Origin of the sequence: Trichocoleus desertorum AS-A10, assembly GCF_039962155.1 — a bacterium.
In the GTDB taxonomy this organism is placed as follows: Bacteria; Cyanobacteriota; Cyanobacteriia; order FACHB-46; family FACHB-46; genus Trichocoleus.
In genome coordinates, this window is sequence record NZ_JAMPKN010000005.1 from 239,903 (window position 1) to 254,659 (window position 14,757).

8 protein-coding genes are annotated in these 14,757 nt (G+C 47.0%); 3 read left to right on the forward strand and 5 right to left on the reverse strand.

The genetic code is table 11. The annotated features are described in order from the left end of the window. Positions 1-334 precede the first annotated feature (334 nt). Positions 335-1,111, reverse strand: a complete 777-nt coding sequence (locus tag NDA01_RS10715; RefSeq protein WP_190438057.1) for an RNA polymerase sigma factor SigF — start codon at positions 1,109-1,111, stop codon at positions 335-337. Between the two features lie 497 nt (positions 1,112-1,608). On the opposite strand from NDA01_RS10715, the gene NDA01_RS10720 reads away from it, so the two are divergent. Next, complete coding sequence (locus NDA01_RS10720; protein ID WP_348227923.1) at positions 1,609-2,487, forward strand: S-methyl-5'-thioadenosine phosphorylase; 879 nt, start codon at positions 1,609-1,611, stop codon at positions 2,485-2,487. On the opposite strand, the gene NDA01_RS10725 is transcribed toward NDA01_RS10720, so the two are convergent. Together NDA01_RS10725 and NDA01_RS10730 are read right to left on the reverse strand one after the other, a co-directional pair. Next, entirely contained in the window at positions 2,476-3,075 is a 600-nt protein-coding gene (locus tag NDA01_RS10725; protein WP_431193371.1) for an SRPBCC family protein, read from the reverse strand. The genes NDA01_RS10720 and NDA01_RS10725 overlap by 12 nt on opposite strands. A gap of 33 nt (positions 3,076-3,108) precedes the next feature. Beyond that, complete coding sequence (locus NDA01_RS10730; protein ID WP_348227924.1) at positions 3,109-5,259, reverse strand: GAF domain-containing sensor histidine kinase; 2,151 nt, start codon at positions 5,257-5,259, stop codon at positions 3,109-3,111. A 288-nt stretch (positions 5,260-5,547) separates the two neighbouring features. On the opposite strand from NDA01_RS10730, the gene NDA01_RS10735 reads away from it, so the two are divergent. Continuing rightward, positions 5,548-7,257: an ATP-binding protein gene (locus tag NDA01_RS10735; protein ID WP_348227925.1), complete on the forward strand. Its 1,710-nt coding sequence runs from the start codon at positions 5,548-5,550 to the stop codon at positions 7,255-7,257. 10 nt (positions 7,258-7,267) lie between these two features. On the opposite strand, the gene NDA01_RS10740 is transcribed toward NDA01_RS10735, so the two are convergent. Then, positions 7,268-8,128, reverse strand: coding sequence for a DUF3598 family protein (locus NDA01_RS10740; protein ID WP_348227926.1), 861 nt, complete (start codon positions 8,126-8,128; stop codon positions 7,268-7,270). Positions 8,129-8,136: 8 nt separating this feature from the next. Then, a complete protein-coding gene (locus NDA01_RS10745) occupies positions 8,137-8,967 on the reverse strand; it encodes a cell division protein FtsX (protein ID WP_431193372.1) in 831 nt (276 codons plus the stop codon). A 250-nt stretch (positions 8,968-9,217) separates the two neighbouring features. Here NDA01_RS10745 and NDA01_RS10750 point away from each other — a divergent pair. Continuing rightward, the coding region (locus NDA01_RS10750; protein WP_348227928.1) for a beta strand repeat-containing protein at positions 9,218-14,757 on the forward strand (5,540 nt) is incomplete at its 3' end.

Consider the following 14,757-nt stretch of genomic DNA (forward strand, 5'->3'; position numbering starts at 1 on the left):
CAAGAAGAGAGTAAGATCTAGCAAGGAAATGGGTAAGCTCGGCAACAGCACTAACTTACTTGCTATTTGAAAGTTTCTTTAACCCCAAAGCTCTCACTCGATAGATGCTTTTTGTCATACAAGCTCAAATTGCGTTAATTGAGAATGCGCCTGGTTTGGTTAATGAAACTACTCTGCGATCGCCAATTTAATCTTTTGGATTAACTACCGCTTACTAACACGATTTACGAGTCAACCCCATCAAAGGCAAGCTCTGAAAATCAGCGATTGTCCTACAGTTTCATATTCCTAAACCAACCCAAAGCAAAGAAACAATCAATAGATTGAAGCTAACTTACTCTTCCACAGTAGCCATTGATTCTTTAAGTAAGTGCAGTCCTTTCTTGACTCGCCGAGAAACTGTAACAGCACTGATTCCTAAACGCTCAGCAGTTTCTTTTTGAGTCAAGTCATACAAGAAAACAAACTCTAAAATCTCACGAGTTCTACTTTCTAATTGGAACAAAGCTTGATGTAGGCGAATTTGATCTTCCTGAGCCAGTTGGAAGCTGCGGTAACGATTATCAGGAACGAGTTCTCCTAGAGAGGCAGACCCTTCATCTTCGTCCCGTACAGGTGCATCAAGGCTTAGAGGTGCACGGTTTTTTAGAGCTAATTTAATTTCCTGCCACTCTGATACTGAAATCTCTAACTCTGTAGCCACCTCTGCATCGCTTGGTTGGCGGTTAAGTTGAGTTTGCAGATTCTGAATTGCCCAAGCCGCTTGTTTTTGTAGTGCTTGCCAACGACGAGGAATCCTCACCGAAGAACCCCGATCTCTGAGGTAATGTTGAATCTCACCTCGAATGTAAGGAATAGCAAAGGAACTAAACGCATGCCCCTTTGACATATCAAATCGCTCGATCGCCCGAATTAAACCGATAGAGCCAACTTGAAGTAAGTCCTCATAGTTTTCTGTACATTGGTTAATCCAATGATGTGCTTCTCTCCTAACAAGTCCTAAATTGAGTTGAACTAGTTGGTTCCGAAGTTTCGCGGAGGGGTTTTTCTGGTACTCTCGCAACAGTTGTAAGCTTTCACTCTTGAGTTCATTGGTGGCGGTAGTTTGCATGACGAGATTCAGGTGGTAGAGCAGTGAACTTGATAAGCACCAGATAAAGTCTTCTTTAGTCTTACCAGCCCCTCGCAGCTAGGGCTGTGATATGTAGCATATTTAACTGCGACCCTTGCGATAGTTTTCCATCATTGAGGTAAAAGACTAAAAGCTTGTACAGGGCAGAGAAACTAGATTTAGCTCAAAACAAATTATTCTATTCGTGAGTCAATCTATATAACTTTTGTCTTTTGGTTGGGCTATACAGTTGCACATTAAAGTTATTCTTTATCCCGAATCCCCAACAACTGCATTTCTACGGAACCTGATTTTGGGTCACCAGACATGCTCATAAGAATTATCTTGATGCACCACAAACTTAGCAGGCATCAGGACATTTCATAAAATCGTTTTATGATTTCACCTAAAACTATAGGTTGTGCTTATATAACGAATGTCTCTCTTGCCAGTAGAATAGCTTGGCGATGCTACTTGGGAAATACAGGGAAATAAAAATGGCTCAGGCAAAGATCGGCATCATTGGTGGAAGCGGCCTCTACAAGATGGAAGCTTTGAAGGATGTAGAAGAGTTACATATAGAAACACCATTTGGCCCGCCTTCAGACGCACTCATTTTAGGAAGCTTAGAAGGAACTCGCGTTGCATTCCTGGCACGTCATGGCCGAAACCATCATCTTCTACCATCGGAACTCCCATTTCGAGCCAACATCTACGCCATGAAAAGCTTGGGCGTAGAGTATTTAATCTCAGCTTCCGCTGTTGGTTCCTTAAAGGCAGAAGTTAAACCGCTAGATATGGTGGTGCCCGACCAGTTTATTGACCGCACTAAAAACCGTATTTCTACCTTTTTTGGCGATGGCATCGTGGCTCATATTGCCTTTGGCGACCCAGTTTGTCTGCGCCTTGCTCAAGTTTTAGCAGATGGTGTCAATAGCTTGAATTTGCCGGATGTAACCCTACACCAAGGCGGCACCTACGTCTGTATGGAAGGGCCCGCATTCTCTACCAAAGCTGAATCGCATTTGTACCGCAGCTGGGATGCTACTGTCATTGGGATGACCAACTTGCCAGAAGCAAAGTTGGCGAGAGAAGCAGAGATTGCTTACGCGACCCTAGCGCTGGTTACAGATTATGATTGTTGGCACTCAGATCACGACAGTGTGACGGTAGAGATGGTGATTGCTAACTTGCAGCGCAATGCAGTTAACGCTCAGCGAGTGATTCAGGAAACGGTACGTCGTCTTAGTGAAAATCCGCCAACTTCTGATGCTCACTCAGCTTTGAAGTATGCCATTCTCACACCTCTAGATAAAATTTCAGAAGCTGCTAAAAGTAAGCTTGATTTATTGCTCTGTAAGTACTTAGCTAAATAACTCTTCCACTCGCTGACGAATAGCTAAGAGATTTAACGGCAAATCGTGCTGTAAGCAGCGCTCTAAAAAGACAATCGGCATTGTCCGTTTAGGCCAGACTAATACGGTATAGCTAAGGCTGGTACCTGACCCATCTTCTTTCGTTTCAGGTTCCAGCCGCCAACAGCCTGAATATGCGTTAAAGTCTCCTTCAACCATATTGAAGTGAATTGCTTGCAGAAATACTTCTTCAATATCTAAGACAACCCGAGCTGAGAAGTTAACCCGTAGCAGACGTTGAGTACCGATCTGTTCTAAGCGAATTCCGCCTTGAGGATGCTTTAAGCGCTCACTTTTACCTAGATTAGGAATGAATTCAGCCAAGGCTGCATAGTCAGTCAGAACTTGCCAAACTTGTTCCACTTGACGAGGAATGGATATTTTGGCAGAGATTCTTCGCTTTCTTCCTTCAACTTGCTCAGTCTTAACTTCTACGGCTTGAAGCAGTGCTAGGTCAACAACTTCGGTGGTCAGGTTCAGCATTGCTGCTTGAACTTCAGCATTTGCTGATAAGTCAGAATCTAAGTTGGAAGTGAATTCATTAATCACAAGTTTTTCCGATCAAAACTACAAGTTTGAAGATTAGGGATTAGCACTATTGAAAGTGTGCGGCAAAGTTAATGTAAAGCAAGTTTCGCAACTGTCTGTTGCGGGCAGAGGATGACTGGCGACCGCGATCGCACCATTCAAATGTTGGACTAGACATTTCACCAAAGCAAGCCCCAAGCCTGTTCCCTGCACTGCTCGTTGAGTTACGCCTTGGCCTCGACGGAACTTATCAAAAATGTAGGGCAGTTCTTCCTCTGCAATTCCAGGACCTGTGTTGCACAAGGTTAAGACTATTTGGTTGTCTGACGACTCAGATGGATGGGCGACAACCAGACGAATGATGCTGTTAGGCTCTGCGTACTTGCCAGCATTGGTTAGCAGTTCTACTAAAATACGGTTTAAGCTGTCGTAATCGGTTTGTAAGATTAGCGATCGCTTTGGTAAGTCAGTAGTGAGAGTTAAGCCTTTACTTGCCAACCTTTCTTCAAAGGATTCTACTAGTTCACCAATCAAACTTTTGAAGTCAACTTTTTGCAGATAAACAGAAGCTTGATTAGACTCTAGTTTTTGTAAAGCTAGCAGGTCATTGATCAAGTTTGTTTCTTGATTACATTGCTGCTCCAGAATATCAAGGTATTTATTTTGGCGCTCCGGCGACAGCTCTGCTTGCCGCAACATCCGAATTGCTAAAGTCATGCTGGTTAAAGGAGTGAGCAACTCATGGCTCATGGTGCTCAAAAATTCATCCTTAAGCTGATTGAGCTGGCGCAGTTGGTCGATCTGTTTGCGAGTTCGCTCATAAAGTTTTGCTTGAACCTCTAGACTCCGCTTTAATTGCGCAGTGCGCTCTTCTACTAAAGCTTGTACTTGTCGCAGAGTCTGAGATTGAATAATGGCGGTGCTCACTTGCGCCCCGACTAACTCCAGCAATTTTAATTCTTCGGGTTCCCAACTCCGAGGTTGGCTATGCTGTAAAATCAAAAATCCCAAAATCGTTCCCTGGCTTTCCAAAGGCACCATCACGAGAGCAGGAAAAGTCTCTGGGGCAAAAACTGAAGCCACGCCCTCTGGAGGACCTGTGAGGTAAGATTCGTATCCGTTGGTTACTACTACTAGCTTGCTGGGATTGGAAAATGCTTGCTGACTCAGGACACATTCTGAAATCCAGAATCCTTCATTCAGTACTGGAGCCAAAACAGGTGACTGATTATGACTGTTTGGAGTAGGGTTCAGCCACTCACACACAACTGAAGCTTTAACTCTGAACGATCGCTCTAGGGATCGGCTTTTGACCATTGGGTCAGAGTATTTGAGCATTAATAGCAAGCTGCGGTCTACCTGTAGAGCTTGGGCAGCTCCCTTAGTAGCTAACTTTAGAATTTGATTTAGTTCTAAAGCATTGCGAACGGCTACAGTCAACTGCTCAATCAAGGCTTGCCGACAGTTTTGCTGCTGAATTTGATGTTGAGTATAAAATTGGGAAATGGCGATCGCGACTTGGGGTAACACGCCATTCAAATTCGCCATTTCTGTAGCTGTCCAATGGTGAGCTTGCGATCGAAATAAACCAACCACCCCATTTTGCTGACCGTGAAATTGAGTTGTACTGCCTAAAAGAGCCCGAACTGATGGACCATCCCATTGATTCTTGGCACCCGTCTCACATGGAATGGCTGCTAAATCAGAAATATTACATAACTCAGCGGAGCTACTGCTAAGAATAGTCTTTAGCGCTGGATGTTTAGCCAGCCGAGCTTGAGGCTGGTGGACAACTATGTCCTCTGCTGCCTGCCACCAGTAAATGGAGTGAGGCAAGAATTGGCTATTGGGACAAACAGCCAGATAACAATCTGCCTCAAATGCTTGACCTAAAGTTTGGGTAATTTTCTGTAAAATCACTTCTGGTTCAGCCGCAGTCACCAAAATATGACTTAGCTTTTGCAGAAGGGGAACGTAGCCTACAACATGGGGCATGGATAGAGACAGGGTGTCCTGCGCCAAAACCAGGTTCGTCGAATCAGGCGATCGCAAAGCACCTGTTTTAGTAACAGGAACTTGCGATTCTACAGGTAGCAACGTTTCTAAAGGTGGAGCATGCCGGAGTTGGCTTTGAGTTCCATGATGCTTGAAAACACTTGCTGAGTGCTGCGCGGCGAATTCTCTTGTTTCCTGGGAGTCCATCATGAACTACAAATTCTCAGCTAGCTTTACCTACGTAGCCACCCCGCTTAAGGTTAAGGTTCCCATCTGCACTTAGTCTCTAGCAGGTTGGCTTGATTAATTTAGAGCAAGTCAGGAGTTGTTTTTCGGGCTTATTCTTTGCTTGTTCTTAATATTCCGCTCGCTCAGATTACCCTGGCCTCAGTGGTAAAAGTAACCGTGATTTCGCGGCGATTTTTGATTAGAGGCAAATATTGCCAGCTTTACCGTTATGTTGATACATAAGAACTGCTCTTGCTGTAGAGACTCCGTATGAACTCACAACAACTTTCTTCGGCTATGCAGCCTATCCCCAACGTGATTGGAACAGTAAAAGGGCCAGGGGAGAATGGGAATCAGTACGTGTTTATCACTACGGATAATCAGCAGGTCAAGATTGGTGAGTTTGTCTACTATGAGACCACACTTAAAGCAGCCGGGGATAAGGCACAAATCACGCTTCAAATTTTGGGCAAAATTGCTGCTCTGCGGTTGATTGATCACCTACCAGATCGCATTTTTGCCGATACAGAAATTAGTCCAGACGCGATCGCAGCTTTGGTGGGCTTTGCCTATCCCAATCCTGAAATTTACGAGGTAACTGTCGAAGTCATTGGTTATTTCGATCGTAATCTGGGATTCATGAATCCTCGTAAAAGCCCTGATCCAGGGGCGAAAGTTCATTTAGCCAGCGACGCACTACTTCAAACAATTCTCAACAAAAAGCAGCCTGAAGACATTGGAGCAGCTCAGATCGGCTCAATTTTGCTACGCGAAGGTGAAGCGGTGCCGATCGTGCTAGATGTGAAAGAGCTGGTGAGCACGCACATGGCGATTCTAGCGGGTACAGGATCTGGCAAGTCATACACTGCTGGGGTGCTCGTTGAGGAATTGTTGCGGCCCTACAATCGAGCAGCGGTACTGATTTTCGATCCTCACGGTGAATACAGCACACTGGAGCAAATGCGCGGCCATCCTGCTTTTGCTGCTGATGGCTATTCACCTGAAGTGAAGATTTTACGGCCCGATAGTATCCGAATTCGCATTTCTTCTTTGGACTATTACGACATTTTGATGTTGTTGCCAGAGATGAGCGATCGCCAGCAGTCAATTCTGAACAAAGCTTTCAACTTAGTCAAACGGCATAAACGCGGGGAGTATCGCTGGGATGTACAAGACTTGATTGCTGCGGTCTACGAAGCAGATAAACAAACCGATGAAGAAGGAAATGAGAAAGCAGGTTCTTCAGCCCCTGCGCTGGAATGGAAGTTAGAGCGACTAGAGCGATCGCCCTATTTTCATGCCTTCGAGCACCTGACTCCTAAAGATTTGTTTGCCCCCGGACAAGTCACTGTGTTGCAAATGAACGAGATTAGCCAAGAAGAACAACAGGTGATTTGTGCGGCTGTCTTGCGTCAAGCCAACCATGCTCGCATGAACACGCAGAAGGAACTGTTGACACCTGAAGACGAAAACTATTTGCCCTACCCTGTGTTTATTTTGATCGAAGAGGCTCATCGCTTTGCTCCAGCTCACGAGCCTTCTCGTTGTAAAGCTGTCTTGCGGACAATCTTGAGCGAGGGGCGCAAGTTTGGCTTAGGGGTAGGGCTGATCACGCAGCGTCCTGGCAAGTTGGATGCTGACGTTCTGTCTCAATGTATGAGTCAGTTTCTGATGCGGATTGTCAACCCAGTAGATCAGGAAAGTTTGAAGTACGGCGTTGAAGCAGCAGGTCGAGACTTACTAAAGGAGTTACCTGCCCTGACTAAGGGACAAGTGATTATTTCAGGAGCTTGCATCAATACGCCAGTGCTCTGTAAAGTGCGGCAACGTCTCACATCTCACGGTGGTGAAACTTTGAATGCTCCCGATATGTGGCAAAAGTACTTCCAGCCCCATCGAGTTCAAGCGCGTGAAGTTGAGGTCGCGCCTGTGGTAGGGCGCAAACGTCCAACAACCTTTAGAGGCGTCAGTATCGACTGATTCAGCTAGTTCAGCTTGCAGCCGCAATTTTTTGCTCGGTCACTAGGGTGAGGCTGCTCCAACCTCCCTGGGCATCGTAGCGGCGGACCATGCGTTGACGCAAATCAGGCTCAATTAACCAGCCAACCTCTAGGACAAACGGCTGCCCTACTTTCAGATGCTGAGGACAATTAGAAGAAGCCCCATTGGGTAACAACAAAACCCGTACTGCCTGAGCACTTTGGTCAAAATGAAGGATAGACCCATCAATCCTTGCTGTTGAAGTAATGGTCCGAGCTGCATCTCCTATTCCAAAAGTTAATTGCTGTACTAGTCGCTCAGGACTCTCTTGATGCAGCTTTAAGCGAATGGGATAGGTATCGGGCGATCGCCAATCCGGATAAATGGTCACAGCCTCCCCTTGCCATTCCCCCAACAAGTCAGGCAACCGTAGCAGAGGCCGCTCAACCACCTCCGTTCCAGTTCGGGTTTCTCGAATCAGAGTCAACTGATGTAAATTTCCATCTCGGTTAAATAACTGCACCAAACGTAATCGTTGGTCCCCAGCAATTAGACCTAACTCAGCACCAAACTCTGCAAACGGCCCGAACTGCATGGAGCCTTGCGAGAAAGCACCATTCTCAAAGAAGAGAGTCCCTCGGTTGAGAGAGCTGTATTCTAAAATCTTGTCCTGGATTTCTGGCTTTCCAGAAGCGTCTTGACTTGGCAGAAAGCGGCGCACCAATTGCCGCATCGTTTGATTATTATTAATCCCTTCAAAGGCAACTAGGGTAGGCGTATTCACTAAGACTTCTCCGTCAGGCCCAAGCTGGCTAAATGATCCCTGCCAGTCCCCCAGATTTTCTAGCAAGCATTCCCACTGAGACTTCATCTTTACTCTTAGCGAACGGCAAAGCGACGCACCGCAAATAAACTACCCATGAGACCAACTAACCCGCCGAAGCTGAGGAGGACTAGCGGCAATAAGAGCAGCTTAATAGGGCTGAGTTGTACGCCATCTGTTAGAAACTGGATCAGGTCGGGTTGTTGAGCTAACAGGTTTCCGAGGAAATGCTGGACAGCGCTAATCAAACCCCAAGCCACAACTGCACCAGCAATGCCAAAAGTAATCCCTTGCAAAATAAAGGGTAGATAAATCCAGGCTGTAGTAGCGCCTACCAACTGCATGATCTCGATCTCCCGTCGCCTCGCCATCACAATTAGGCGAATCGTGGTTGTAATTACAGCGATCGCAGTCAGTGTTAATACGCTTGTAATCGTGAAGCTAATCCAATTCAATCCCTGATTGAGTTGAGCAATACGCTTAACGGCTTCATCCACGTATCGAACTTCTTCAACACCTTGCAATTTTCTCAATTGCTCGGCTAAAGTTGGTACGCCCTCAGAGGTGCGGGCTTTCACCTTGAGTTCATCTGCAAGGGGATTGCCGTTTAACTGCTGCGTTGCACCCGCAATGTCTGAGATTCCCATTTCTTTGACTAACGCGGCCCAAGCCTCCTCTTTAGAAATTGCTTTTACAGCAATTACTTCTGGCAGTGCCTTCACAATAGGTTCCAGTGTTGTTGCCTCCACCCCTGTATTCAGGTAAACCGACACCTCTAACTGGCTACCAAATTGACCCAACAGGCCTTCCAGTTGCCAAGAAGCTTGTAAGCTAATGCCAAACAGGAAGAGCAACACAGTTACAGTGCTGACCGCAGCCCAGTTCATCCACCCTCCCCGACGAAGGCCAAGCAGTGTCTCTCGCAATAAATAGTCCAACTTCGTTAGAAATCGAAACACATTTCCCTACGCCTTTGGAGTTACTGACAATTCGAAATAATTTTTAGATCGTCACAGTGTTAATTTTGACACCAATTCTGTCCATCCTGATTCATATTGGTGCCTCTTTAAAAATTTTCAGTTTTTTTGTATTTCAGCTTTTCATCTTAACTTCGCGCTTCAGTAGTAGGTAAATTGCATGACCCTGAGTATCAGCGACCTGTTCGAGGAGAGTTATTACCTCTTCAACAATCCAGATGTCGCAGAAGCCGTTCGCCAAGGATTTTTTAGCAGTGGTTTTGAGCACTTCATTCAGTTTGGCCAGTTTGAGTTAAGTAGCAGCCCTAGTCGTGCTCCTAGCCCTCTCTATGATGAAGGTTATTATCTAGCCAACAATCCAGATATTGCAGCAGCTGTCCAAGCAGGAGTTTTTAGGAGTGGGTTTCAGCACTTCATTCAGTTTGGGCAATCTGAGTTGGGCCAAAATCCTGGATCAGTAGAAGCTCCCTCCACGCGCTCTCCCAGTCCTATATTTAATGAGGCTTTCTACCAAGCCAATAACACAGATGTCACCTCAGGGGTTCAAGGCGGGCAATTCAGTAGTGGATACGAACATTTTGTTCGCTTCGGTCAGTTCGAGACTGATACAGTCGGCACCCGCGATCCTAGTCTTCTCTACAATGAGCAGTTCTATTTAGCCCACAACCCAGATGTAGCCAATGCGGTTACAAGTGGATTCTTTGAGAGTGGTTTCCGGCATTACATCCTATTTGGTCGGCGAGAAGGTCGCGCTGCTATTAATACGCCGCCAGTTGCTAATGGGGATAGTTTTACTGCAAACGAAGATAGTGTCACGATCACGCCTGTCCTGGTAGCAAACGATGGCGATCGCGATGGAGACGCACTTGCGATCGCAGGTTTCACGCTCCCTGCTAATGGGACGTTGGTTGACAACCGAGATGGCACATTTACCTACACTCCTAGCCCCAACTTCAGCGGCACTGATTTCTTTACCTACACAGTCAGTGATGGTTTTGGTGGAGTAGCGAGCAGTACAGTCACCCTCACAGTCAATCCAGTCAATGATGTTCCTACTGCTGGAAACGATACTGCCACAGGGAATGAAGATACACCTCTCATTCTTAGCTTTGCTAACTTACTCATCAATGACAGTGATGGGGATGGGGATACTCTCTTAGTAACAGGGGTCGGTCGTCAGCCTAGTAACGGCACGATCACTAGCAACAATGGTGCTTTTACTTACAACCCTACAGCAAGATTTTTTGGTACTGATAGTTTTACCTATCTCGTCAGTGATGGGAAAGGAGGAACCGCCACTGCCACCGTTAACTTAACCGTTAACTTAGTTAACCTAGACCCAGTCGCAAACAATGATGCGCTGACGATCAACGAAGATACGCCGGGCACAGTCAATCCCTTGGCCAATGACAGTGACCCAGATGGTAATCCACTGACCCTGGTTAGTTTTGGTCAACCTAGCAAAGGTACTGTTACCAACAACAACGGCACCCTAACTTACACACCGAACGCTAATACTAGCGGCAACGATAGCTTTACTTATGTCGTTAGCGATGGCCGCACAGGAACAGCGACTGCAACAGTCAACATTACTGTCAACTCAATCCAAGACGCACCGATCGCTGGTAACGACGCGTTTACCACGAATGAAGACACACCATTCCCATTCAGGTTTACTGACTTAACCAGGAATGATACTGATCCAGATGGCGATCAAATCTTCCTAAACGGCTTTACTCAACCTAGCCAAGGCAGCGTCGTTGGCAATGGGGATGGGACATTCACTTACAACCCTGGATCTAACTTTAACGGCACTGATAGCTTTACTTACAGGATTCAGGATAGTGCAGGTGGCAGTGCAACCGCCACAGTTAGGCTAATCGTTAATTCCATTAACGACGTCCCTGTAGCAACCAATGATGCTGTTAGCGCGACTGAAGATACGGCATTCGCCATTAGCACTGCTACTTTATTAGCAAATGATTCCGATGCCGATGGAGATCCCAAGATCATTACTGGCTTCTCGCAAGCAGGGAATGGTCGAGTTGTTGACAACGGCAATGGATTCCTGACCTATACGCCTAGCCCCAATTACAGTGGTACGGATAGCTTTACCTACACCATCACCGACGGCAAAGGTGGTAATGCTTCTGCCATAGTCAACCTTACAGTTGCTCCAGTTAATGATGGACCTCCCGTACCTGGTAATGACGCTTTTACCACGAACGAAGACACCGCAGTTCTGATTAGTGGTGCGGCGCTTCTGAGAAATGACAGCGATCCAGACCCAGGTGATATCCTCTCGATTACAAGCGTAGGTTTGCCCTCTAGGGGTTCATTAACCAACAATAACGGCACCTTTACTTACACACCAAACGCCAATGTCAACGGCACGGATAGCTTTACCTACGTTGTCAGCGACGGCAACGGTGGTACTGCCTTGGGAGTCGTTAATCTGACTATTAATTCAGTTAACGATGGACCTCCGGTTGCTAATGCTGATAGTGTCACGACGGATGAAGATACAGCTAGCGCTAGCTTCAACGTACTTGCCAATGACACTGATACTGAGGGTGATCTAATTACGCTGCTTAGTAACACGCAGCCAGCCAATGGATCACTAACTAGCGCAGGTGATGGCACGTTTGTTTATACGCCTAGGGCTAACTTCAATGGCTCGGATAGCTTTAGCTACACCATCAGTGATGGCAATGGTGGCGTGGCTTCAACGACTGTTCGCATCATCGTCAACTCTGTACAAGATCCTCTGGTTGCCAATAACGATACGATCGCAACTAATGAGGATGCACAACTCAGTTTCGGCAGTAATCTTCTTACGGCGAATGACAATGATGGTGACGGCGATCCGTTTAGCATCAATACGTTTAGCCAACCTACCCAAGGCAGTCTAAGCCGTAATGGCAGTGGGACGTTCACATACACGCCTAATGCCAACTTTAACGGTAGTGATAGCTTTACCTACACAATTAGAGATAACGCTAACGGCGGCACAGCTAGCGCAACGGTTAACATTGTTGTCAATTCGACTAATGATGCTCCCATTGCGGGCAACGATGCGATCGCTGTCAATGAAGACACTCCAACGCTGATCACGATTGATCCGACGCTGCTCAGTAATGATTCTGATCCAGATGAAGACGTTCCATTCATTACCAGCTTTGCTCAACCAGGTCGGGGCTCACTGGTAGATCAAGGAGATGGCACCTATCTCTACACACCAAACACCAACATCAGTGGGACAGATAGCTTTACCTACACGATTAGTGATGGTCGAGGTGGTACCGCAAATGGCGTTGTCAATCTTACGATCGCGCCCGTTAACGATGCTCCTACAGCGCGGAATGACGCCTACACCGTTAATGAAGACACTCGGCTCTCGATCACTGCTACGAATGGCGTCCTCAGAAACGACACGGATATTGATGGCGATCGCCTGATTGTTAGTGTTTCTGAAACTAACAGCGCCCAAGGCGGAACCGTCGTTGTCAATAACAATGGCAGCTTCACTTACCAGGCTCCCACTGACTTTAGTGGGACAGATAGCTTTACCTATACCGTTGCTGATCCAACCGGTGCCATCAGTTCAGCTACGGTCATTATGACGGTCAACCCAATTAATGATCGGCCTACAGCAACGCCTGATGCAGTTACCACGAATGAGGAAGAAGCAATCACAATTGACCTCACTGATAACGCCAGTGATGTTGATGGAGATGTTCTCACGTTTGCTACTGCAACCAATCCTAGAAATGGAGCGGTTACTAACAACGGTGATGGAACTTTTAACTACACACCAAATGTTAACTTCTTTGGCAGTGATAGCTTCACCTACACGGTCAGCGATGGTAGGGGAGGAACGGCTACTTCTAGGGTTTCAATTACTGTTGATAATGTCAACGATGCTCCAGTAGGCCGGAATGATAGCTTCACCACCAGTGAAGACCCAGTCCTTGGATCTGTCACGATTCCAAATGTATTAGCCAACGACAGTGACGTTGATCGTGACCCCCTCTCCGTATCAAGCAACACTGACCCAACTAACGGCACTGTTGTTAATAACGGTGACGGTACGTTCTCGTACACACCAACTACTAACTTTAGCGGCACTGACAGCTTCACTTATGTAGTTGATGATCTTCAAGGGGGTACAGCTGAAGCAACGGTTCTGCTAACAGTCACACCTGTTAATGATCGGCCTGTCGCAACGAATGAAGATGTCAGCACTGGTGAAGAAACCGCGATCGCCATTAACCTGCTAGATAATGCCAGCGATGTCGATGGTGACTCACTAGCATTCTCTGTAGGGACTAATCCTAGAAATGGTAGCGTTGTCAACAACAACAACGGCGTTTTTACTTACACACCAAGGCTCAACTTCTCTGGTAGCGATAGCTTTACCTACCGAGTCAATGACGGCAGAGGCGGCACCGCTCTAGCCACCGTCAACATTACCGTAGAAGACGTCAACGACGCACCAATTGCTAGAAATGACAGGTTCACGGGTAATGAAGACACAGCGTTCACCTTTAGTGTGATAGCTAACGACACTGACCTTGAAGGCGATCCGCTGAATGTAGCTGAGTTTACTGAAGTTGCCAATGGTACCCTGACACCCAATACTGATGGCACCTTCACTTATCAAGCCAATGAAAACTTCAATGGCTCTGATAGCTTCACCTATGTCATTGATGATGGTCGCGGAGGCACAGCCACAGCAACTGTCAATCTCACCATTCGGCCTGGCAATGACGCTCCAACAGCCATTAGTGATGACCTAGTTACCAACGAAGATACCCTAGGCACCATCAACGTCCTAGCTAATGATAGCGACGTTGATAACGATACATTTGGTGTTCTCACCTTTACTCAAGCGGGCCGTGGCACGGTGAGAAACCTCGGCAATGGTAACTTCTCCTACCAACCACTGACTAACTTCAACGGCTCTGACAGCTTCACCTACACCATTCGTGATAGCAGAGGCGCTACTGCCACAAGCACAGTGAATGTCACTGTCGACTCGGTTAACGATGCTCCCATTGCCCGCAATGACACCCTGACGATCAACGAAGACGCTGCGGCTACTCCTATCAACATCCTGGTCAATGACACCGATGCTGATGGGGACGCGCTGACTGTGATTAATTTCACAGAGACCACCAAGGGGACGCTACTCGTCGACAATGGTACCTTCAGCTACCAGCCGAATCCCAATGCTAACGGCTCTGACAGCTTTACCTACGTCATCGATGATGGTCAAGGTGGCTCTGCGAGTGCCACGGTCAACATCGTCATTCGCTCCCTCAATGACGCTCCTCTGGCCGTCAATGATGAGCTAACCCTAGACGAAGACACCCTAGGCAGAATCAACGTCATTGCCAATGACACCGATGCTGACAGTACCTTTAGCGTTCTCAGCTTCACTCAAGCGGGTCGCGGTACGGTGAGGAACCTCGGCAACGGCAACTTCTCCTATCAACCGCTGACCAACTTCAACGGCTCTGACAGCTTCACCTACACCGTTCGTGATGCTGCTGGTGCCACTGCCACGGCCACGGTCAGTGTCGGGGTCAACTCGATTAACGATGCTCCCATTGCTCGCAATGACAGTCAGACGATCAACGAGGACAACGGAGCCATTCTCATCAATGTTATTGCCAATGACACCGATGTAGACCGCGA